Source organism: Citrobacter sp. RHB25-C09, assembly GCF_013836145.1.
Classification (GTDB): domain Bacteria; phylum Pseudomonadota; class Gammaproteobacteria; order Enterobacterales; family Enterobacteriaceae; genus Citrobacter_A.
The window spans coordinates 1,329,525-1,349,196 of the sequence record NZ_CP057483.1 but is presented as its reverse complement, the minus strand read 5'-3'; the positions used below and the strand labels follow the sequence as shown (position 1 = coordinate 1,349,196).

At 53.4% G+C, this 19,672-nt stretch carries 18 protein-coding genes; 5 read left to right on the top strand and 13 right to left on the bottom strand.

Annotated features, from left to right (window positions below):
- Positions 1–44 precede the first annotated feature (44 nt).
- From HVY19_RS06225 to ahpC, 6 genes are all read right to left on the bottom strand, one after another.
- Positions 45–812 carry a DmsC/YnfH family molybdoenzyme membrane anchor subunit gene (locus HVY19_RS06225; protein WP_181683485.1) on the bottom strand — a complete coding sequence of 256 codons (768 nt, stop codon included), beginning with the start codon at positions 810–812 and terminating at the stop codon, positions 45–47.
- The gene (locus HVY19_RS06220) at positions 812–1,369 is read right to left on the bottom strand and encodes a 4Fe-4S dicluster domain-containing protein (protein ID WP_181683484.1); all 558 of its coding nucleotides are present in this window, start codon (positions 1,367–1,369) and stop codon (positions 812–814) included. Before HVY19_RS06220 ends, HVY19_RS06225 begins: the two co-directional genes overlap by 1 nt.
- A complete protein-coding gene (locus HVY19_RS06215) occupies positions 1,366–3,645 on the bottom strand; it encodes a molybdopterin-dependent oxidoreductase (protein ID WP_181683483.1) in 2,280 nt (759 codons plus the stop codon). Before HVY19_RS06215 ends, HVY19_RS06220 begins: the two co-directional genes overlap by 4 nt.
- The gene (locus tag HVY19_RS06210; RefSeq protein WP_181683482.1) at positions 3,635–4,198 is read right to left on the bottom strand and encodes a molecular chaperone TorD family protein; all 564 of its coding nucleotides are present in this window, start codon (positions 4,196–4,198) and stop codon (positions 3,635–3,637) included. The genes HVY19_RS06215 and HVY19_RS06210 overlap by 11 nt, the downstream gene beginning before the upstream one ends.
- A 219-nt stretch (positions 4,199–4,417) precedes the next feature.
- Complete coding sequence (gene ahpF, locus HVY19_RS06205; RefSeq protein ID WP_181683481.1) at positions 4,418–5,983, bottom strand: alkyl hydroperoxide reductase subunit F; 1,566 nt, start codon at positions 5,981–5,983, stop codon at positions 4,418–4,420.
- A gap of 242 nt (positions 5,984–6,225) precedes the next feature.
- Positions 6,226–6,789: an alkyl hydroperoxide reductase subunit C gene (gene ahpC, locus HVY19_RS06200; protein ID WP_002894394.1), complete on the bottom strand. Its 564-nt coding sequence runs from the start codon at positions 6,787–6,789 to the stop codon at positions 6,226–6,228.
- Positions 6,790–7,158: 369 nt separating this feature from the next.
- Here ahpC and dsbG point away from each other — a divergent pair, with 369 nt between their 5' ends.
- The 4 genes from dsbG (at position 7,159) to HVY19_RS06180 (ending at position 11,011) form a co-directional block, all read left to right on the top strand.
- Positions 7,159–7,905 (top strand): thiol:disulfide interchange protein DsbG, encoded by a 747-nt coding sequence (gene dsbG, locus HVY19_RS06195; protein ID WP_181683480.1) that lies wholly within the window; start codon positions 7,159–7,161, stop codon positions 7,903–7,905.
- Between the two features lie 204 nt (positions 7,906–8,109).
- Complete coding sequence (locus tag HVY19_RS06190; RefSeq protein ID WP_181683479.1) at positions 8,110–9,015, top strand: LysR family transcriptional regulator; 906 nt, start codon at positions 8,110–8,112, stop codon at positions 9,013–9,015.
- Positions 9,016–9,185: 170 nt separating this feature from the next.
- Entirely contained in the window at positions 9,186–10,409 is a 1,224-nt protein-coding gene (locus HVY19_RS06185; protein ID WP_181684227.1) for a phosphoadenosine phosphosulfate reductase, read from the top strand.
- A complete protein-coding gene (locus tag HVY19_RS06180; protein WP_181683478.1) occupies positions 10,394–11,011 on the top strand; it encodes a ParB/RepB/Spo0J family partition protein in 618 nt (205 codons plus the stop codon). The genes HVY19_RS06185 and HVY19_RS06180 overlap by 16 nt, the downstream gene beginning before the upstream one ends.
- Before the next feature lie 98 nt (positions 11,012–11,109).
- On the opposite strand, the gene HVY19_RS06175 is transcribed toward HVY19_RS06180, so the two are convergent.
- The 7 genes from HVY19_RS06175 to entC form a co-directional block, all read right to left on the bottom strand.
- Complete coding sequence (locus tag HVY19_RS06175; protein ID WP_181683477.1) at positions 11,110–11,307, bottom strand: YbdD/YjiX family protein; 198 nt, start codon at positions 11,305–11,307, stop codon at positions 11,110–11,112.
- A 57-nt stretch (positions 11,308–11,364) separates the two neighbouring features.
- Positions 11,365–13,470, bottom strand: a complete 2,106-nt coding sequence (gene cstA / locus HVY19_RS06170; protein WP_181683476.1) for a pyruvate/proton symporter CstA — start codon at positions 13,468–13,470, stop codon at positions 11,365–11,367.
- 184 nt (positions 13,471–13,654) lie between these two features.
- Positions 13,655–14,068: a proofreading thioesterase EntH gene (gene entH / locus HVY19_RS06165; RefSeq protein ID WP_181683475.1), complete on the bottom strand. Its 414-nt coding sequence runs from the start codon at positions 14,066–14,068 to the stop codon at positions 13,655–13,657.
- A 2-nt stretch (positions 14,069–14,070) separates the two neighbouring features.
- Complete coding sequence (entA, locus tag HVY19_RS06160) at positions 14,071–14,826, bottom strand: 2,3-dihydro-2,3-dihydroxybenzoate dehydrogenase EntA (protein ID WP_181683474.1); 756 nt, start codon at positions 14,824–14,826, stop codon at positions 14,071–14,073.
- Positions 14,826–15,683, bottom strand: a complete 858-nt coding sequence (locus HVY19_RS06155) for an isochorismatase (protein ID WP_181683473.1) — start codon at positions 15,681–15,683, stop codon at positions 14,826–14,828. The genes entA and HVY19_RS06155 overlap by 1 nt, the downstream gene beginning before the upstream one ends.
- A gap of 13 nt (positions 15,684–15,696) precedes the next feature.
- A complete protein-coding gene (gene entE / locus HVY19_RS06150; protein WP_181684226.1) occupies positions 15,697–17,304 on the bottom strand; it encodes a (2,3-dihydroxybenzoyl)adenylate synthase EntE in 1,608 nt (535 codons plus the stop codon).
- Between the two features lie 9 nt (positions 17,305–17,313).
- Positions 17,314–18,489: an isochorismate synthase EntC gene (gene entC / locus HVY19_RS06145; RefSeq protein WP_181683472.1), complete on the bottom strand. Its 1,176-nt coding sequence runs from the start codon at positions 18,487–18,489 to the stop codon at positions 17,314–17,316.
- 211 nt (positions 18,490–18,700) lie between these two features.
- On the opposite strand from entC, the gene fepB reads away from it, so the two are divergent.
- Entirely contained in the window at positions 18,701–19,615 is a 915-nt protein-coding gene (gene fepB, locus HVY19_RS06140; RefSeq protein ID WP_181684225.1) for a Fe2+-enterobactin ABC transporter substrate-binding protein, read from the top strand.
- The last annotated feature ends 57 nt before the right edge of the window (positions 19,616–19,672 follow it).

The window sequence follows — 19,672 nt, the reverse complement described above, 5'->3', positions numbered from 1 at the left end:
GCCGGATAAGGCGTAGCCTCCATCCGACATTTAGTCAGATGTCATCAATACAGATGCCCAATATTCACAATCGTGCTCACCGTATCGCCAAAGAACACCAGGCGGCTGAGGAACATTCCAACGAATAACAGCCCAAACAGCACCGCAACCCGACGTTCCCCTCCGCGCGTCAGTACAAACGCGATGGCCAGACATGCAAGGCTCGCCAGATACAGCGGAGAAGCCAGCCATGCATGGGCGGTCATTTGCATAATCGTCCCCCCGCTCAGCCATACCATCGGCGCAGCGATCAGCACCGCCAGACACACCCCAATCGCCTGACGCAGCGCAGTTAACGAAGGTGCCAGCCTCAGCAACGGAACAACCGCACAGCCCATCACCCAGACGGTGATAAAGAACAGCAGCATGGTCAACCCATTCGCCACAGCCACCATCGCCGGCGCGGCGTAGGTCATACCCTGCACGGCCACCAGCACAATGCCCAGAAGCGAGGCCAGCACCGCCGGAAGTTTGTGTCCTTTAGCCAGAAAAGTGAGGCCAATGGCAGCGCCATAGAGCGTCGCGCCAAGAATCTCCCGACTCAGCCAGGCATGTTTCAGGTTTATCAGCGCGTTATACGCCCTGTCCGGATGCGCCAGGTGCAATACCGCAGCCACAGACGCCGCCGCCAGAATTAACCCGCTCACCAGCCAGTACACGCGCTTTCCTTCCAGCTCTCCACGCAATGTTCGCAGCGTCAGAATCAGCGTCAACCCCACCGACATCTGGCTCAGCACGGTAAAGATCACTAACGGTAACTCATACTTTTCCATTATTTGTCCCCCGGCTGTTTTGGCTGACGTGCGAGAATAAAACGTGTCCCCGGATTCAGTTTGGGCATGTAAGGGAATCCCGGTGGATACTGCACCGCATTGTTGGGAATGGGGTCTGCATCCAGATCGATAATCGTCAACGCGCCAACCGGACAAGCATTCACGCAGGCAGGATTCATACCAACATCCAGGCGCTCATAACACATGCTGCATTTTTCAGCCTTGCGCGTCTCTTCGTTAAAGCGCGGCGCACCATACGGGCAGTTACGAATGCAGTTTTTACAGCCGATGCAGCGTTCCGGATTGTGGACGACGATACCGTCTTCACGTTTGGTATACGCTTCTACCGGGCACGCGGCCAGGCAGGCCGGATTCTCGCAGTGGTTACAGGCCAGCGAGTAAAACGCCCGTTCTTCGTGCGGATAAATCTCTTTATCCAGCGGGTAGACATAGCGCCAGAAACGCTCTGGCTCCAGTTGGTTGAAGCTTTTACAGGCCATCGCACATCCACGGCAGCCGATGCATTTATCACTGTTGACTAAAAATGCGCGTCTCATGCGCTAGCTCCTTTGCTGATCAGCTTCACATCTGCGAACTGGCTATGGATTGCGGCGCCCGGTGCCCCTGTCTTCATCAAGCCCATATCGGCGGGGGTATCTGCGACAACGTTTTGCACGTTATATTTCCGTTTCGGGAACCAGGCTTCATACATCACGAGGAAATCTTCTGGAACGTTGGTGGTTACTTTTACGCGCAGCTCAACCTCGCCCGTGTCGTTAAACACGTTAACCAGATCGTTTTCACTGATGCCTTTTTTCTGCGCGGAGGCCGGATGCATGTACACAAACGGTTCGGGATAAAAGACCTGCATCCAGTCCAGGTTGATAAACTGCGAATGGATGCCAAACTGCACGTGCGGAGTAAAGAGATGGAACGGCAATGCGCTTTCCGCTTCCGGTTTGTATTCCGGCAGCGCGGTGTGACCATTTTTTTCACACAGCTCAGATTTGAACTCAAACTTTCCGGACGGCGTTTTGAACTTACGGTCGTACCAGGCCGCAGAGCTGGGCAGAATCGCTTTTTTCGGCCCGTCCAGCAGATCGTCCCAGGAGGAGATACCGAACATTTTCGCCATCCCGTCGTTGAATTCCTGATCCAGCCAGCGCTTGTGATCAAACTCCTGCGGGAAGGTGCAGGCGCCAGGCGCCATCTTATTGATCGTCCGGGAGAGCAGGACCGCAATTTCCAGGTCACATTTGGCTTCGTACATCGGCTTAATGGCCGGCTGGTTGATTGAAAGCCAGTAATGCCAGTAAGAGGCATCCACGTTCCACTCTTCAAAGGCAGTGGTCACCGGTAACACGATATCCGCATGCTGAACGGTTTCGTTGAAAAACTGATCGGCACAGACCACCATCTCCAGTTTTTCGAACGCTTTCTCCATTTTGCTGCGGTCAAAGTCCTGAGCGAACGGGTTTTTACAGGCGACCCACAGCATACGCACCGGCGGCTCGTTGGCATCGAGAATGCCCTGCGCCGTCTGGTTGATGTTCAGAGAGCGATCTGAATACTGCACCGCCGCGCTGCCAGCGGCATCGCCGCCAAATTCACTGGTTGTTCCCGCCGCCCCCGGCATGCCTATGGAACCCACCGGCGGTGTCTGCAACATCGCGTTGTAGTTAAAGCCCCAGGTGTGCAGATGGCCGTAGCGCGCACCGCCCCCTTCCACCCCGATATTGCCGGTCATAGCGACAAACGCATCGATGGCACGGACATTCGCCCCGCCGTTAACGTGACGCTGCATACCGTAACCAATCCATACGGTCGCCGGATTCACCGCCGTAAACTCTTCCGCCAGGGTACGAATGACGTCTGCGGACAAGCCGCAAATCTCCGCTGCCCACTCCACGGTCACGTGATTACGCAGGTAGGCTTCAAATTCCGGATAACCGTGGGAGTAGTTATTGACGAAGTCCCGATCGACCAGCCCTTTATCGACCAGATGACGCGCCATCCCCAATGCCAGGGCACCATCAGAACCCGGACGGACGCGCAGATAGAGATCGGCCTTCGCTGCCGTTTGCGACAGCAGCGGGTCGATCACCACGACCTTCGCCCCTTTCTCGCGCGCCTGATAGATGTACTTCATGGTATGCATGGAGCACCAGGCCGGGTTTGCCCCCCAGATAATGATGTATTTTGCTTTCACCATATCTTCCGGGTCGTTACACCACATATCGCCCATGTCGTAGTTCTGGGCGTCGATGCCGGCAGGCCAACACGGCGTTCCGGCAAAGCGTGTGGTATATCCGAGCGAGGACATCATGCCTTCCACGGCATAGTTCAGCACACCGAACTTACCGGAGTATTTGGTCAGCGCCAGGCCCAGCATTGAGCCGTCTTTCTTCTTGATCTCCAGCATTTTGCTGGCAATACGCTGCATGGCTTCATCCCAGGAGATGCGGCGCCATTTGCCGCTACCGCGCCCGTCCTGAATCATCGGATACTTAATTCGATCCGGACTGTAGACGCGGCGCGGGTAGCTCAGCCCTTTAACACAGGGCGTACCGTGGGTGAAGGTCGACTCAGGCGCACCTTCCACATAAGTAATGACATCGTCTTTGACCCAGGTTTTCAGGCTGCAGGTGTCGTAGCAGTTACGCGGACACGCATTGCGGAAAATTTTGTAGGTTTTTGGATTAAAAGGAATAGGCGGTTGCGCCATTGCACAGCGAGACGTCAGTAAACCTCCCGGTAACGCCGCCACGGTACCGAGGGCAATCAGTCCCTTCAAAAAAGAGCGTCGGTTAAGCAGACCAGGTTCAGTGCTCATAATGATAATCTCGTTTTAATTCATCAAGCCAATTAGATAATTTGTCTGCAGCCCTCCGCAGCGTTGCGGTTTGAGCATTGCCTTTTATTCTTTCGATAAACGCAGGAAGCCAAATCGCGACATACTCAGCAATAAATTGCGTGAGCGCGGTTCGGTATTCCGGCATCTGCATGGAATTAACCCGCAACAGTACGACGAGTTCTAAAATATAGGAAACATGATCGTCAGGAATATTATTCTCGTTATTTATGGACAAACCGAGATTCTCAATAAACTCCCGAAGGGTCAGGGTCGTTTTCCCCATCACCAACGCATCCTCTTCCAGATACACCGAGGCGTAAGGCGCGGCCGTCAGCTTCCCAGGGCCGACAAACAGGGCATTGAAGTCATACTCCACTTCCAGCCAGTCGGCGTCGCTCAACTCGCTCGCGGCGTCAGAACATAATGCTGACCATGCGACTTTGAGCGTATCGGTATTATGAGAAATAAATAAATCACGTAAACGCAGCCCTGACGACTCAAATTCCGTCAGCGCATTATTTTGTACAAACATGAATGAACCACCTCTCATTCACAATGAGAATGAATTAATGCAGAAGAGGCGGCATATTAACAAAATGCGAAAACCTTTCTTTGATTAGAATAACGGTTAATTGCATTTTAATAAGAAAAGAGAGGTTTTATTGTTTCAGAGTTTGAAATTTTACCCACAGACGTAAAAAAACCGCCTGGTGTTAGCAGGCGGTTTGCGCAGGTGTAGTCTTATTTCTTTTTATGCTGTTTTACTGCGGATCAGGTAATCAAAGGAACTCAGTGACGCTTTCGCCCCTTCACCCGTTGCAATGATGATTTGTTTGTATGGCACGGTGGTGCAATCACCTGCGGCAAAAACGCCTTTTACGCTGGTTTCGCATTTCGCATCAATGATGATTTCACCCATCCGGTTACGCTCAATGGCACCTTCCAGCCAGTTGGTGTTTGGCAGCAGACCAATCTGCACGAAGATTCCTGACAGCGGCACGCTGTGGACATCGCCACTGACGCGATCGCGGTATTCCAGCCCCGTTACTTTGCTACCGTCGCCCTTCACTTCCGTTGTCTGCGCGTTCAGAATGATATCGACGTTTTTCAGGCTGCGGACTTTGTCCTGCAACACCTGATCGGCTTTCATCTCTGGCGCAAACTCTAACAGGGTCACGTGCTCAACGATGCCGGCAAGGTCAATCGCCGCTTCCACGCCGGAGTTACCCCCGCCAATCACCGCCACGCGCTTGCCTTTAAACAGGGGGCCATCGCAGTGCGGGCAATAGGTAACGCCTTTGGTACGATACTGATCTTCACCCGGTACGTTCATATTGCGCCATTTTGCACCCGTCGCAATAATAATGCTCCGTGCTTTCAGTACCGCGCCAGAAGCGGTTTCAATCTGATGAAAACCGCCCTCGTTCGCAGCCGGCACCAGTTTGCTGGCGCTCTGGCTGTCAATCACATCGACTTCGTAGTCGCTGACGTGGGCTTTCAGCGCACCAGCCAGTTTCTGACCTTCAGTTTTCGGCACAGAGATATAGTTCTCGATATCAACAGTATCCAGCACCTGACCACCGAAACGCTCACCCATCAGACCAGTACGGATACCTTTACGGGCAGAATAAACCGCCGCCGCCGCACCCGCAGGACCAGAGCCGACAATCAGTACGTCATAAGCTTCGCGCTTGTTCAGCGCATCAGCGGCACGTTTTTCTGCACCGGTGTCTACTTTCGCCACGATCTCTGTCAGCGTCATACGGCCCTGGCCAAACTCCTGACCATTGACGTAAACAGCAGGAACGCCCATCACGTTGCGTTCGGTGATTTCGTTCTGGAACGTACCGCCATCGATTGCCGTGTGCTTGATGCGCGGGTTCAGAACCGCCATCAGGTTCAGCGCCTGCACCACATCCGGGCAGTTATGGCAGGAGAGCGAGTAATAGGTTTCAAACTCAAAATCGCCGTCGATATCGCGGATCTGCTCCAGCAGTTCCTGTGCTTCTTTCGACGGATGTCCACCGGTCCACAGCAGCGCCAGCACCAGTGACGTAAATTCGTGTCCCAGCGGAGAGCCGGCAAAACGCGGGCCCTGGTTTGAACCTGGGTTAGTGATCAGGAAAGAGGGCTTGCGTACAGGCAGGCTGTTATCTTCTTTAAACGTCACTTTCTCTGACAGCTCGGCGATTTCAGCCAGCAGTGCTTTGATTTCTGCCGATTTAGCGCTGTCGTCCAGCGTCGCAATCAGCTCAACAGGTTTGGTGAGTTTCTCAAGGTAGGCCTTGAGCTGGGTTTTCATATTCGTGTCGAGCATTTTTCTTCCCTCTCTGAAAACATCATCATGCAAGCTGCCTTTATCAGGCTGCGTGAATGCAACTTGCATCATGGGGTTTAAAGAACGGATGCAAAATGCATCCGTTTAATGGTTAAATTTCCTTTGGATTTCGCGTCAGGGCAAGGCGGCTAGCCTGATGATCCCCGGGAGCTTACTCAAGTAAGTGACCGGGGTCAGAAGGTGACGCCAACGCCGCCATGGCGTGAAAGACATCGAAATTTTTAAATCTTACCAACCAGATCCAGAGATGGAGCCAGCGTCGCTTCGCCTTCTTTCCACTTAGCCGGGCAAACTTCGCCTGGGTGAGAAGCGACGTACTGAGCGGCTTTGATTTTACGCAGCAGGTCAGATGCGTCGCGGCCGATGCCTTCAGCGGTCACTTCGATGGCCTGGATAATACCCTGCGGGTCAACAACGAAAGTGGCACGGTCAGCCAGACCTTCATCTTCACGCATGTTGTCGAAGTTACGGGTCAGGGCACCCGTCGGGTCGCCGATCATCGCGTATTTGATTTTGGCGATAGTTTCAGAGCTGCTGTGCCATGCTTTATGGGTGAAGTGGGTATCAGTAGAAACAGAGTAAACGTCTACGCCCAGTTTCTGCAGTTCTTCGTAATGGTCAGCCACGTCGCCCAGTTCGGTCGGGCAAACGAAGGTGAAGTCAGCCGGATAGAAGAAGAACACGCTCCAGCGGCCTTCAGTATCTTTCTCGGTAACTTCGATGAATTCACCGTTTTTGAATGCCTGGTTTTTGAAAGGTTTAATTTTTGTATTAATCAAGGACATCTGTACTTCCTCCGTGTTTTCGTTGAGGGCTAAGTTACCGAATATTGACTGTCAGGGCTAATGCGTTTCCTTTATCAAATCAATAAGCGTTAACTAACAACCTGCTCGAACCAACGTTAAACGACTCTAAAAGTAAAAAGGGCCACCTTTGCAGGCGGCCCCGTTACCTGAACTACCCGTAGGTAACTTCAGCGCCAGTCAGACTGGCTTAGTGTTGCGCTCTACATTACCTTAACAAAGGATGTAACAGCGAGAGGGATTACAACACCGCACCGTTAAAAGGGCAATGTCCCCACCCGAGGTCTTACCTATGGCTGCGATAGGTTTACTCAACCGACGCGCAGACGCTTTGATTTAAAAGGATAAAAGATGTTGAAACGTACATTACTGCTCGCCCTGGTTCCGCTTATCTCCTGGGCCGAAGAGCTCCCTGCACCGGTCAAAGCTATCGAAAAACAAGGAATTACAATCATCAAATCCTTTGACGCGCCAGGGGGAATGAAGGGCTATCTGGGGAAATACCAGGACATGGGGGTAACCATTTACCTGACGCCCGACGGTAAGCAGGCGATCTCGGGTTACATGTATAACGAGAAAGGTGAAAACCTCAGCAATCAACTGATAGAAAAAGAGATTTATGCGCCTGCGGGTCGCGATCTCTGGCAGCGTATGGAAAAGGCAACCTGGCTCCTTGATGGCAAAAAAGAGGCACCGGTGGTGTTATACGTGTTTGCCGATCCCTTCTGCCCGTATTGTAAGCAGTTCTGGCAACAGGCCCGCCCCTGGGTGGAGTCAGGAAAAGTACAACTGCGCACATTATTGGTTGGCGTGATTAAACCGGAAAGCCCAGCCACCGCTGCTGCCATCTTAGCGGCGAAAGATCCGGCGCAAACCTGGCATGACTACGAGGCGTCAGACGGTAAGTTAGCGCTTAGCGTTCCCGCATCCGTCCCACCGGAACAGATGAAGACCCTTAACATAAACCAAAAAATCATGGATGACCTGGGGGCAAACGTGACGCCAGCCATCTACTATATGAATAAGGATAACGTCTTACAGCAGGTTGTAGGATTACCAGAGAAGGCCCAACTGGATGCCATGATGGGTAACCAGTAGTATATACAAGGGTGATTATAATTATTTTGACTATAATCGCCCAGAATAGTTTTTAATTTTTTCTCCCAAATCGTAGCGGTTATGCTATTTTAGCCAAACTGAAGTTCACCTTAAGTAAATCACATTACTTAAAGCGTACAGAAAAATAATCCCAGGCAATTATAAGCCATGTTGTCATAACATGAATTAATAACAGGATAGAAAATGGCTAACCTTTATGACCTCAAAAAATTCGACCTTAATCTGTTAGTCATTTTCGAATGTATCTATCAGCATCTCAGCATCAGTAAAGCTGCCGAGACGCTGTACATCACCCCCTCTGCCGTGAGTCAGTCATTGCAGCGCTTGCGCACCCAGTTAAATGACCCTTTATTTATTCGCTCGGGTAAAGGCATTACCCCCACGACGATGGGGATCAATTTGCACTATCACCTGGAAAATAATCTGAATAGTCTCGAACAAACGTTAAACATTATGCACGAGACGGAGTTACAGAAAAAATTCATTATCTATAGCCCACAAATTGTCATATCAGATAACGTTCTGGATATCATTCATTATATCCGTCAGGATAATAATATTGAAATTGAGCACCATGACATTCTTGCCACACAGGACACCGCCGAAGATCTTTTAGCTTACCGCAAAGCGGATCTGGTTATCTCCATGTCTCCGGTAAACAACCGCTCTATTGTTTGCATCCCGTTTAAACCGATCAATTGCGTTCTGTTATGCAATAAAGATCATCCACGACTGGGTGAATACCCAACTCTGGATGATATTTTTGCTGAACAATTCACCTTTCTTATTGCTGATGAGGCAGGAGTAAAGGAATATCAAACGCATCCGGATAATATTTTGAATGGCCGAAAAATAGGCTTCCGTAGTAAATCGATGATCGCTATCGCAAATGTCATCGCCTCCACAGACATCGTTGGATTTTTGCCTGAACTGATTTATGATTTTTACCAACCGCTTCTCGGTTTCAGAAAACTTGCGATCCCGTTTTCAGTGCCCGCTATTCAGCTGTACTATATGTATAATCGCGCTTCACTGAATAACAAAGGGTTTGCTGATTTTATTACACGAATGAGTAATAGAGACGGCTAATTTACGTATCATCCATGTGGCAATATTGGATATTGACATTGTGAATGCATTTAGGAAATACATTTATATTGCATATTTATTTAAATATTGCATGTTCTGCGAAAGAGCTTATCTTATATAAAGTTATATATTCAAACGTTATGCTTGTAACGTTAAGGGATAAGCTAATTATGTCTATTTATAAAATACCATTAGAGCAAAATGTGCTCGAAGCGGCTCAGGAACGTATTACCTGGACGCTCGAGAATCTTCCCCGAGTATGTGTTTCTTTTTCAGGCGGTAAAGACTCCGGACTAATGCTGCATTTAACCGCAGACCTGGCAAGGCAATTAGGCAAAAAAATCAGCATATTGTTTATTGACTGGGAAGCCCAATTTTCATGCACCCTAAATTATATTGAAACATTGCGTGAAAAGTATGCCGATATTATCGAAGCGTTTTATTGGGTCGCTCTGCCCCTTACGACACAAAATTCACTTTCTCAATTCCAGCCGGAATGGCAATGTTGGGAACCTGACACTCAATGGGTTCGCCAACCTCCCTCAGACGCTATTACCGACCCTCATTATTTCCCCTTCTACCAACAGGGCATGACCTTCGAACAATTTGTTCGCGAATTTGCTGATTGGTTTTCACAGAAACGCCCTGCTGCAATGATGGTTGGCATTCGCGCCGACGAGTCCTATAACCGTTTTGTGGCCATTGCTAATCTGCATAAACAACGTTTTGCCGATGACAAGCCGTGGACTACCGCCGCGCCAGGCGGTCATACCTGGTATATCTATCCTCTGTATGACTGGAAAACGGCCGATATCTGGACCTGGTTTGCCAGAACAAATCAATTGTGCAATCCGCTCTATAACCTGATGTATCAGGCCGGCGTTCCTGCCCGCTATATGCGAATCTGCGAACCGTTTGGCCCAGAGCAGCGCCAGGGATTATGGCTCTATCACGTTATTGAACCCAAACGCTGGGCGGCAATGTGCGTACGCGTCTCTGGCGTGAGAAGTGGCGGGATCTACGCCGGGCAAGATAATCACTTCTACGGCCACCGTAAAATTCTCAAGCCGGAACATTTGAGCTGGCAGGACTACGCAATGTTACTGCTGTTCAGCATGCCGGAGAAAACCGCCGAGCATTACCGCAATAAAATCGCCGTCTATTTGCAGTGGTACAAAAATAAGGGACTCAAAGAGATCCCGCAAACCCAGGCCGGCGATATCGGAACGAAGGACATTCCCTCCTGGCGGCGCATCTGCAAGGTCTTACTGAACAACGATTACTGGTGTCGGGCGCTCTCTTTCAGCCCCACAAAACCTAGAAGTTATCAACGTTATAGCGATCGCATGAAGGCGAAGCGTAAGGAATGGGGAATTTTATGCAACAACGACTAACACACGAACTCACGCATTTTCTTGCCAGTCTGCCTGAGGAGGAACGCATTAAGGCGATCAATGAGTTCAGAATGGCGATACACAGCGTCAGTCCGTTTCGTGAAGAACCGGTTGACTGCGTGCTGTGGGTTAAAAATGACCGTATCGCGCCAAACGACTACAACCCAAACAACGTCGCCCCACCAGAGAAAAAACTGCTGCTGAAGTCTATCGAAGCCGATGGTTTCACCCAGCCTATCGTCGTCTCGCAATCTAATGAAGAAGAGTATGAAATCGTTGATGGTTTTCATCGTCACGAATTAGGCGCAGGCAAAGCGGCGTTGAGAGCGCGCCTTAAAGGCTATTTGCCGGTGACCTGCCTTGAGGGAAGCCGCCATAACCGCATGGCCGCAACTATCCGCCACAACCGCGCCCGGGGGCGTCACCAAATTCATGCTATGTCTGAGATAGTGCGTGAACTGGCGTTGCTGGGCTGGGACGATACCAAAATAGGCAAGGAGCTGGGGATGGATGACGACGAGGTCCTGCGGCTAAAACAGATCAATGGCTTACAGGAGCTGTTTATTAACCGCCGGTTCTCTAAAGCCTGGACGGTAAAGTAAAGTGAATTTGCGGATGACGCTGCGCTTATCCGGCCTACGTGACAGAGACGATATGTAGGCCGGATAAGGCTACCGCCGCCATCCGGTAACTAAGAGCATTAGCAGCAGCGAGCGCCGCCTTTCCCACCATATCGCGCATCCTGCCTTTCGCGGAAAAACTCCTCATAGGTCATCGGCGTCTGTTCCGGATGCGTCGCACGGATATGCGCAACATAGTTGTCATAATCCGGTACGCCAATCATCAGTTTCGCCGCCTGACCTAAATATTTCCCGGCTTTCGATAACGTATCAAACATCTTTACCACCTGACAGGAATCCGGCCGGGTCAGCGCCATCGCTGCCCGGCCCTGTGATTAATGCGCGCCTTTCGCCTGGGTGACAATCTCTTCCAGGTTTTCCGGCATCGGCTCATACGGCGTCTCTTTCGCCGTTGGTTTGTCCTCTTTCAACGCCGCCAGCGCCGTCTTAATGGAGAACAGTGCCAGCACCACGACCACAACCATGAAGAAGATGGTCAGCCCGGCATCCAGACGGTTGTTAAATACCAGTTGCGACAGCTGAGATTCGGTGTACTGCGCAGGAATATTGCCGCTGTCGATCATCGACTGGAATTTATTCGCAATCGCCAGGAAGCCAACTTTCACATCCGGACTAAAGGCTTTCTGCCAGCCCGCCGTCAGGGTACAGATCAGCAGCCAGGCCGTTGGTACCAGCGCCACCCATGCATAGCGCTGACGTTTCATCTTAAACAGCACCACCGCACAGAGCATTAGCGCCATTCCCGCCAGCATCTGGTTGGCGATACCAAATAGCGGCCACAGGGTATTAATACCGCCTAACGGATCGACCACCCCCTGATGCAGGAAGTAACCCCACGCCAGCACGCACAGCGCCGTCGCCAGCAGGTTTGCCGGCAGTGAATCAGTACGTTTCAGCCCTGGAGAAACCACGCCCAGCAGATCCTGAAGCATAAAGCGTGCCGCACGTGTCCCGGCATCGACGGCGGTCAGAATGAACAGCGCCTCAAACAGAATCGCAAAGTGATACCAGAAGGCCACATCCATCATTCCGCCCAGCGCGCCGTGCAGAATATACGCCATCCCGACCGCCAGCGTCGGAGCGCCACCGGCGCGGGAAATAATAGACTGTTCACCCACATCGTTGGCAATCTGCGTCAGCGTATCCGGCGTAATCGCAAAGCCCCAACTGCTCACCACCTGCGCAGCAGACGCCACAACGTCCGCGGTTCCGGCCGGTGCCAGCACCGCCATTGGGCTGTTCATCGCGAAGTAAACACCCGGGTCAATGATACAGGCAGACACCAGCGCCATAATGGCGACGAAGGATTCCATCAGCATCCCGCCGTAGCCGATAAAACAGGCCTGGCCTTCGTTCGCCAGCATCTTCGGCGTGGTACCAGAAGAAATCAGCGCGTGGAAGCCAGAAACGGCACCACAGGCGATGGTAATAAACAGGAACGGGAACAGGTTACCGGTCCACACCGGTCCAGTGCCATCGACAAATTTGGTCAGCGCAGGCATCGTTAGCGTCGGGCGCATAATCAGAATGCCGACCGCCAGCCCAACAATGGTGCCGATTTTCAGGAAGGTGGAGAGATAATCACGCGGTGCCAGCAGTAGCCACACCGGCAGAACCGCCGCCACGAAACCGTAGCCGACCAGCATCCAGGTCAACTGTACGCCGGTAAAGTCAAAGTACGGTGCCCAGGTTGGGCTTTCTGCGACCCAACCACCGGAGATAATCGCAAAGACAAGGAAGACCAGTCCGATAACCGACACTTCACCAATGCGCCCCGGACGCAGATAGCGCAGGTAAACCCCCATAAAGATCGCCAGCGGAATGGTGAACGCCACGGTGTAGGTTCCCCACGGGCTGTGGGTCAGCGCTTTCACCACGATCATCGCCAGCACCGCGAGAATGATCACCATGATCATAAAGCAGGCCACCAGCGCAATCACGCCAGCGGTTGGCCCCATCTCTTCTTTGACCAGTTCACCCAGCGAGCGACCGTCACGACGGGTAGAGACAAAGAGCACCATAAAATCCTGTACGGCACCCGCCAGCACCACACCGGCTAATAGCCAGATCATACCCGGCAGATAGCCCATTTGCGCCGCCAGCACCGGCCCCACCAACGGGCCCGCCCCGGCAATAGCGGCAAAATGGTGACCGAACAGCACTTTTTTATCCGTCGGAACATAGTCCAGACCGTCGTTATGACGCACTGCGGGCGTCATGCGCGTCGGGTCAACCGCCAGCACATTTTTAGCAATGTACAGTCCGTAAAAACGATAGGCGATAAGATAGATGCAGACCGACGCCACCACTATCCACAGCGCGTTAATCTGTTCCCCACGGTTTAATGCGATATAGCCCAGAGCAAATGCACCCATTATCGAGAGCACGGTCCAGAGGAGGTATTTCCCTGATTTATTCATGGTTGTTATCCGTTTGCATGTTCCAGAGAAGAAGATGTTACATTTTGTTTCTATAACATCTTTTCCGGATTTAACAACCTGACAACTCCACAAACCTGATGCATCACTAATTATTTACATTGCAGTGTTAACTGGATCACTTCATTCACCTGTTAACCCTGCAATTGCGCGAGTAATAGTGACTTCAACCCAACACCGCGGTTCCCAGACGGCAAGTGCAACAGCGCCGCCCCTGTTCATCAAACACCACGATTTCCCAACTCTGGTTCTGTCGCCCCAGATGCAGCGGCTGGCAAACGCCGCGTACTTTCCCCTGAGATACCGCGCGGTGGTGCGTCGCGTTCAGTTCCGTGCCCACGACGCACTGCCCGTCGCGGGTCATCAGGTAGCCCGCCATTGAACCCAGCGTTTCCGCCAGCGCCGCCGACGCTCCGCCATGTAACAGGCCAAACGGTTGATGCGTTCGGGCATCCACTGGCATCTCCGCTTCCAGCGTCTCGTCGCCCAGGCGGGTATAGACAATGCCTAAATGCGCCACCATCGTATCCAGACTGGTGGTGTTCAGTTCTTCCAGCGTTAAATGCCGTTTCCAGATCATGGTTACGCCCCCAGCGTCGAGCCGCCGTCCACAACAATATCCTGTAGCGTGATATGGCTGGCCAGATCGGAGGCAAGGAACATAATCGTATTGGCGATCTCCTGCGGACGCGCGATTTTGCCCAACGGGATGCCGAGCTTAAACTGTTCGCCAAAGCCGCGAATGCGCTGTTGTTCGGCATCATCGCTGACCCAAAGGGTGCGCTGCATATCGGTGTCGGTGGAACCGGGTGACACCACGTTACAGCGCACACCGCATCCTGCCAGTTCCAGCCCAACGGTCAGCGCGAGGCTTTTTAGCGCCGCTTTCGACGCCCCGTAGGCGCTCATGCCGATGCGTGGCGTATGCGCGGCATCCGAGGCAACCGTGACAATCACCCCACCCTGCTGACGACGAAACTGCGCCATGGTTTGCTGGAACAGGTTAAACGCGCCGCCGACGTTGACCGCAAAGGTCTGCTGCCAGTCGTCGCGGCTCAGCGCGTCGGTATTACCCATCCGCAGTATTCCGGCGGCATTCACCAGCACATCCAGTCGCCCGGTCTGCGCGAGTCTGCGCTGACACACTTCAGCGACCTGCATAGCGTCCGCCACGTCCATCACTTCGGTGGTAAACGGATAATCCTGGCGTGAGAATTCGCGATCAAACCCAATAACCTGCGCGCCGACCTGGGCAAACGCCAGCGCGGTGGCATAGCCAATCCCTTTTCCCGCACCGGTTACCCAGACCGTTTTGCCCTGAAAATCGAAGCTCGTCATTAACGCACCTCGCGGGATAACAGTGTCCACCAGGCGTCAATGGTCGGTTTTTTCGCCAGCATCACGAAGTCGATATCGGTGTAAACTTTGCGCCAGCGCGCTGCCAGCGCCATCATCCGCACCGAGTCCAGACCATAGTCAATCAGATTCTCGTCGTCCAGCGGCTCGTCAGATTCATCCAGCAGCGGCAGGATCAGCGCTCGCAGTTCGGTTTTAGTGGCGGGTACCGGCGTCGGCAGCAGTTCCTGGGTCATCACCACGCGCCCTGAACGTCCGGCAACATACTTCAGCGACATTAAATGCTCTTCACGGCTAAAATCTGCCAGCGCATCCGCCACCATAAACGGCTGAATATCCCGCATGAAGGCATCCGTTGCCGTAGTCATACAGCCGATGTGCGCATACACCCCGGTGATCAACAACTGGTTACGCCCTGTCTCTTTCAGCATTTGTTCCAGCGGCGAACGATGAAATGCGCTGTAGCGCCATTTCACCAGCACGTGATCCGCTTCATCCGGTGCCAGCGCCGCCACTACCTTTTGCTGCTCCGGAGAGCGCGTCAACCCCGGTCCCCACATATCGTTCAGCAAGGCGCGGTCTTCAGCGCTCTGCTCTTTCGGCTGCGCGGTGTAATAGACCGGTATATTGTGCGCTTTACAGTAGTCGCGCAGTGCGGCGATGTTGGCGATCACCTGCGCCATCATCGGGCAGTTTTCACCCCAGAAGCTGACAAAGTAGTCCTGCATATCGTGGATCAGCAGCGCCGCGCGATCGGGTTCAAATGCCCAGGTGACTTTATTGGCCGGAATATCCAGCGCGGTTGGCAGCGCGTAAGCCTGCAATTTAGGGATTGCCATTGCGTATTCTCCTTCAGGCCGGACGTGCTGCCAGCCACTGACGTAATTGTTTTTTATCGACTTTACCGACCGGCGTCAGAGGCAGCGCCTCAACGGTTTCAACGCGATCCGGCAGTTTGAACTCTGCGACGCCCTGCTCGCGCAGGAAGCGCCGTACCAGCACCGCGCGCAGTGGCTCTTTCACCACCAGATACGCACAGCTTTTCTCGCCCAGCAGTTCATCTTCCATGCTGACCAGCGCCGCATGGATCACCGCCGGATGGCGCAGCAACAGGTTTTCGATCTCTTCGGCGGCAATCTTCTCGCCGCCACGGTTGATTTGATCTTTCTCGCGCCCCTGAACGGTGATATAGCCATCGGGATCGATAGAGATCAGATCGCCAGAGCAGTAAAAACCGTTGGCATCAAAGGCGCTGGCATTATGTTCAGGGCTCTTGAAATAGCCCCGAAAGGTGTACGGCCCGCGCGTCATCAGCCTTCCCGTTTCCCCCTGCGGCAGCGGGTTGCCGTCAGCATCCGCTACCCAGACCTCATCGTCCGGACACATTGGACGTCCCTGGGTGTGAATGATGCGCTCGGGGGTGTCATCCAGACGGGTGTAGTTCACTAAGCCTTCCGCCATACCGAACACCTGCTGAAGCTGGCAGCCGATCTCCAACGGAATGCGCGCCGCAAGCGAGGCAGAAAGCCTTGCGCCGCCGACCTGTAACAGCTTCAGCGAGGCCAGTTGCGCGTTGCTGCCCCACTCGTTGATCGCCTGTAGCCACAGGCTCACCGCTGGCGGCACCAGCGCCGTTGCATTGACCTGATGCTTTTCAATTAGCGGAAAGCACAGCGTCGCGCTCGGGTCGGTGGCCAATACCACCGTCCCTCCGGCGAGAAACACGCCCAACGCGCCGGGCGAACTCATGGCGTAGTTATGCGCGGCCGGGATTGCGCATAAAAAGCGCGTTCCGGCGGTAAAATGACAAATCTCATTGCTACGGCGAACGCTGTAGTAATAGTCATTATGGGTTCGCGGGATCAGCTTCGGCGTACCGGTGGTCCCGCCAGACAACTGGAAGTACGCCACTTCATCTGCGGGTGAAGGTGTTGCGATAAAATTCAGCGCAGGCTGCTCAATCGCCGCTTGCAGACAATGCTCACCGGCATCATTAAGCAGATGCACAACGCGAACAGAGTCTTGCCGGGCAATAAAGGCGTTCAAAAAATCGTCGTTCGCAAACAGCGCGTGCTGGCGATCGGCAATCAACAGCGCGGGTTCGATCTGGCTGGCGTAAGCGGTAAGCTCATTACGTTGATGGCTGAACAGCGCCAGCACCGGCGCGACGCCAAGCTTCAGCAGCGCAAAAAAGGTGATGTACAGTTCTGCGACATTGCCCAACTGGACCAGCGCGGTTTCGCCGGGTTTGATCCCCTGACGAGCGAGCGTGCTGGCAAGGTGATCCGCCGCCTGATTAAGCTGCCGATAGCTAAACTGGCGTTCGCCATCAATGACCGCAGCAGCGTCGCTTTGGGCGTGGCGGGTCAGTATGTCGGTCAATGGCAGATCCTGCCAGTAGCCTTTTTCACGATAGCGACGGGCAAATTCATCAGGCCATCGGGTGAACGGAATGCTCATCATCGCTCCTTAATGCAAGCCCAACACATTCAACATCGTGGAGAGTTTGGCGCCCGTTTCGCGCCATTCCCCCACCGGGGAAGACGCAGGTACAATTCCTGCGCCCGCAAACAGCCGCACCTGATTTTTGTGCAATTTGGCGCAGCGGATAGTCACCACCCACTCGCCATTACCTTCGGCGTCACACCAGCCGACGATGCCGCCAAATAGCTCACGGTCAAAGGGCTCCAGCTCAGCAATCGCTGCCTTCGCCGCCAGGTGCGGGAAGCCGCTCAACGCTGGCGTCGGGTGCAGCAAACAGGCCAGCGTCAGGGCGTTTTCCTGCGCATTTGCTTTGCCCACAAACGGGGTGCCGAGATGCCAGAGCGTCGGGGTGGTGATCAACTGGGGTGAGGAAGGCAGTTGCAGTTCACTGCTGCGATCGCGCAGTACCGCTTTCATTGCCTGGGTCACCAGGTCGTGTTCGTGACGATCTTTTTCTGATGCCAGCAGACGGTTTCCCGCCTCCCGATCCAGCACGTCATCTGGCTGACGACGCGCTGAACCCGCCAGCGGCAGTGAACTGAAGCCATTCCCCTCTTTGCGCAGCAGCAGTTCCGGACTTGCTCCCAGCAGCACGCTGCCATCCTCCAGGGGGACATGGAAGTTGTAACTAACAGGGTTTTGCGCCACCAGACGCTCCAGCAGCGCGCCGCTGTTGATCTCTTCATCCGTCGTGATATCGATCAGTCGCGACAACACCACTTTGTCGACTTCCGGCGTCGCCGTCAGTTGCGCAGCGCGTGACACCATCTCCTCGAAGGTGGCCTGCTCAGGGATGGCCTTACGTGCCGTCACGTTCAGCGACTGATGCCCGGTAAAATAGCGCGATGACTTTTGTTTTTCCTGGCGCGAAAATGGCGCCCAGGATTCCGGGATAAACAGGGATGACGGCTGGCGAGTGTCGAAAGGAATCGCACCGACCATCACAGGGTTAACGATGCCGTGCGCTTTGGCCTCGGCAAACCGCTGTTGTAATTGTTGTTGGAAGGGGCTATCCGGTGAGTCGCCGTCCACGGCGGGTTCAGAAAAACGGGCGAAGCATCCTGACGTGGTAAAGCTGCGATACGGCGACATAAAGAAAAAGCAATTCGGTGCCAGTGTTGCCATGGTCTGCTGTACTTCCTCGGCCAGTGACGTATCCATACCATCCTCCAATAATGATATTAATAATGATTATCATTTATATTTTCGGACGCTAACCTAAAAGCAAACAGTCGTTATGTCAACTCCCTCCGTTTCACAATTGCCGATGAAAGCTTGCATCTCTCAGGCTTAATAATGAAAATGAGAAGCATTAATAACTCATCGCAGGAACTGATTTGTGAGACGCTTTCCCCTCTCTGGGCTACTCATCATGCTTTTTGTTTTCGGATTCTCCTTAGCCCATGCCGCCGACTGGCCACGGCAGATTATCGACAGTCGAGGAACGCACACGCTGGAAAGCAAGCCAGCACGCATTGTTTCTACCAGCGTTACGCTCACCGGTTCGCTGCTGGCCATTGATGCGCCAGTGGTTGCCAGCGGTGCCACCACGCCTAATAACCGGGTGGCTGACGATCAGGGATTTTTACGCCAGTGGGGTGACGTGGCGAAAGCACGTAAGCTGACGCGTCTGTATATCGGTGAACCGAGTGCCGAAGCCGTCGCGGCGCAGATGCCCGACCTTATTCTGATCAGCGCCACCGGCGGCGACTCCGCGCTGGCGCTGTACGATCAGCTTTCAGCTATCGCCCCGACGCTGGTCATCAACTACGACGATAAAAGCTGGCAGGCGCTTCTGACGCAGTTGGGTGAGATTACGGGGCAGGAAACGCAGGCCGCCGCGCGCATTGCCGAATTTGAAACGCAACTAGCCATTGTTAAGCAACAGCTTACATTGCCACCACAACCGGTGAGCGCGCTGGTTTACACTGCTGCTGCCCACAGCGCCAACCTGTGGACGCCGGAATCCGCGCAGGGCCAGATGCTGGAGCAACTTGGCTTTTCGCTGGCTACGCTCCCCGCAGGACTGAATGCCAGCCAGAGCCAGGGCAAACGACATGACATCATCCAGCTTGGCGGTGAAAACCTGGCGGCCGGGTTGAATGGGGAAGCGCTTTTCCTGTTTGCTGGTGACAGCAAAGACGAACAGGCAATTTACGCGAACCCGCTGCTGGCGCACCTGCCAGCGGTACAGAATAAGCGCGTGTATGCGCTGGGCACGGAATCCTTCCGCCTTGATTATTACAGCGCAATGCGGGTATTAGACCGCCTCGCTGAGTTGTTTTAACCACCATTGCCGGATGGTGGCTTGCGCCTTATCCGGCCTATAAAACCTGTGCCGTAG

What these genes read in the sequence shown, in the direction of transcription:
- HVY19_RS06225 (WP_181683485.1), bottom strand. Translation starts at nt 812, where the DNA reads ATGGAAAAGTATGAGTTACCGTTAGTGATCTTTACCGTGCTGAGCCAG.
- HVY19_RS06220 (WP_181683484.1), bottom strand. Translation starts at nt 1,369, where the DNA reads ATGAGACGCGCATTTTTAGTCAACAGTGATAAATGCATCGGCTGCCGT.
- HVY19_RS06215 (WP_181683483.1), bottom strand. Translation starts at nt 3,645, where the DNA reads ATGAGCACTGAACCTGGTCTGCTTAACCGACGCTCTTTTTTGAAGGGA.
- HVY19_RS06210 (WP_181683482.1), bottom strand. Translation starts at nt 4,198, where the DNA reads ATGTTTGTACAAAATAATGCGCTGACGGAATTTGAGTCGTCAGGGCTG.
- ahpF (WP_181683481.1), bottom strand. Translation starts at nt 5,983, where the DNA reads ATGCTCGACACGAATATGAAAACCCAGCTCAAGGCCTACCTTGAGAAA.
- ahpC (WP_002894394.1), bottom strand. Translation starts at nt 6,789, where the DNA reads ATGTCCTTGATTAATACAAAAATTAAACCTTTCAAAAACCAGGCATTC.
- dsbG (WP_181683480.1), top strand. Translation starts at nt 7,159, where the DNA reads ATGTTGAAACGTACATTACTGCTCGCCCTGGTTCCGCTTATCTCCTGG.
- HVY19_RS06190 (WP_181683479.1), top strand. Translation starts at nt 8,110, where the DNA reads ATGGCTAACCTTTATGACCTCAAAAAATTCGACCTTAATCTGTTAGTC.
- HVY19_RS06185 (WP_181684227.1), top strand. Translation starts at nt 9,186, where the DNA reads ATGTCTATTTATAAAATACCATTAGAGCAAAATGTGCTCGAAGCGGCT.
- HVY19_RS06180 (WP_181683478.1), top strand. Translation starts at nt 10,394, where the DNA reads ATGCAACAACGACTAACACACGAACTCACGCATTTTCTTGCCAGTCTG.
- HVY19_RS06175 (WP_181683477.1), bottom strand. Translation starts at nt 11,307, where the DNA reads ATGTTTGATACGTTATCGAAAGCCGGGAAATATTTAGGTCAGGCGGCG.
- cstA (WP_181683476.1), bottom strand. Translation starts at nt 13,470, where the DNA reads ATGAATAAATCAGGGAAATACCTCCTCTGGACCGTGCTCTCGATAATG.
- entH (WP_181683475.1), bottom strand. Translation starts at nt 14,068, where the DNA reads ATGATCTGGAAACGGCATTTAACGCTGGAAGAACTGAACACCACCAGT.
- entA (WP_181683474.1), bottom strand. Translation starts at nt 14,826, where the DNA reads ATGACGAGCTTCGATTTTCAGGGCAAAACGGTCTGGGTAACCGGTGCG.
- HVY19_RS06155 (WP_181683473.1), bottom strand. Translation starts at nt 15,683, where the DNA reads ATGGCAATCCCTAAATTGCAGGCTTACGCGCTGCCAACCGCGCTGGAT.
- entE (WP_181684226.1), bottom strand. Translation starts at nt 17,304, where the DNA reads ATGAGCATTCCGTTCACCCGATGGCCTGATGAATTTGCCCGTCGCTAT.
- entC (WP_181683472.1), bottom strand. Translation starts at nt 18,489, where the DNA reads ATGGATACGTCACTGGCCGAGGAAGTACAGCAGACCATGGCAACACTG.
- fepB (WP_181684225.1), top strand. Translation starts at nt 18,701, where the DNA reads ATGCTTTTTGTTTTCGGATTCTCCTTAGCCCATGCCGCCGACTGGCCA.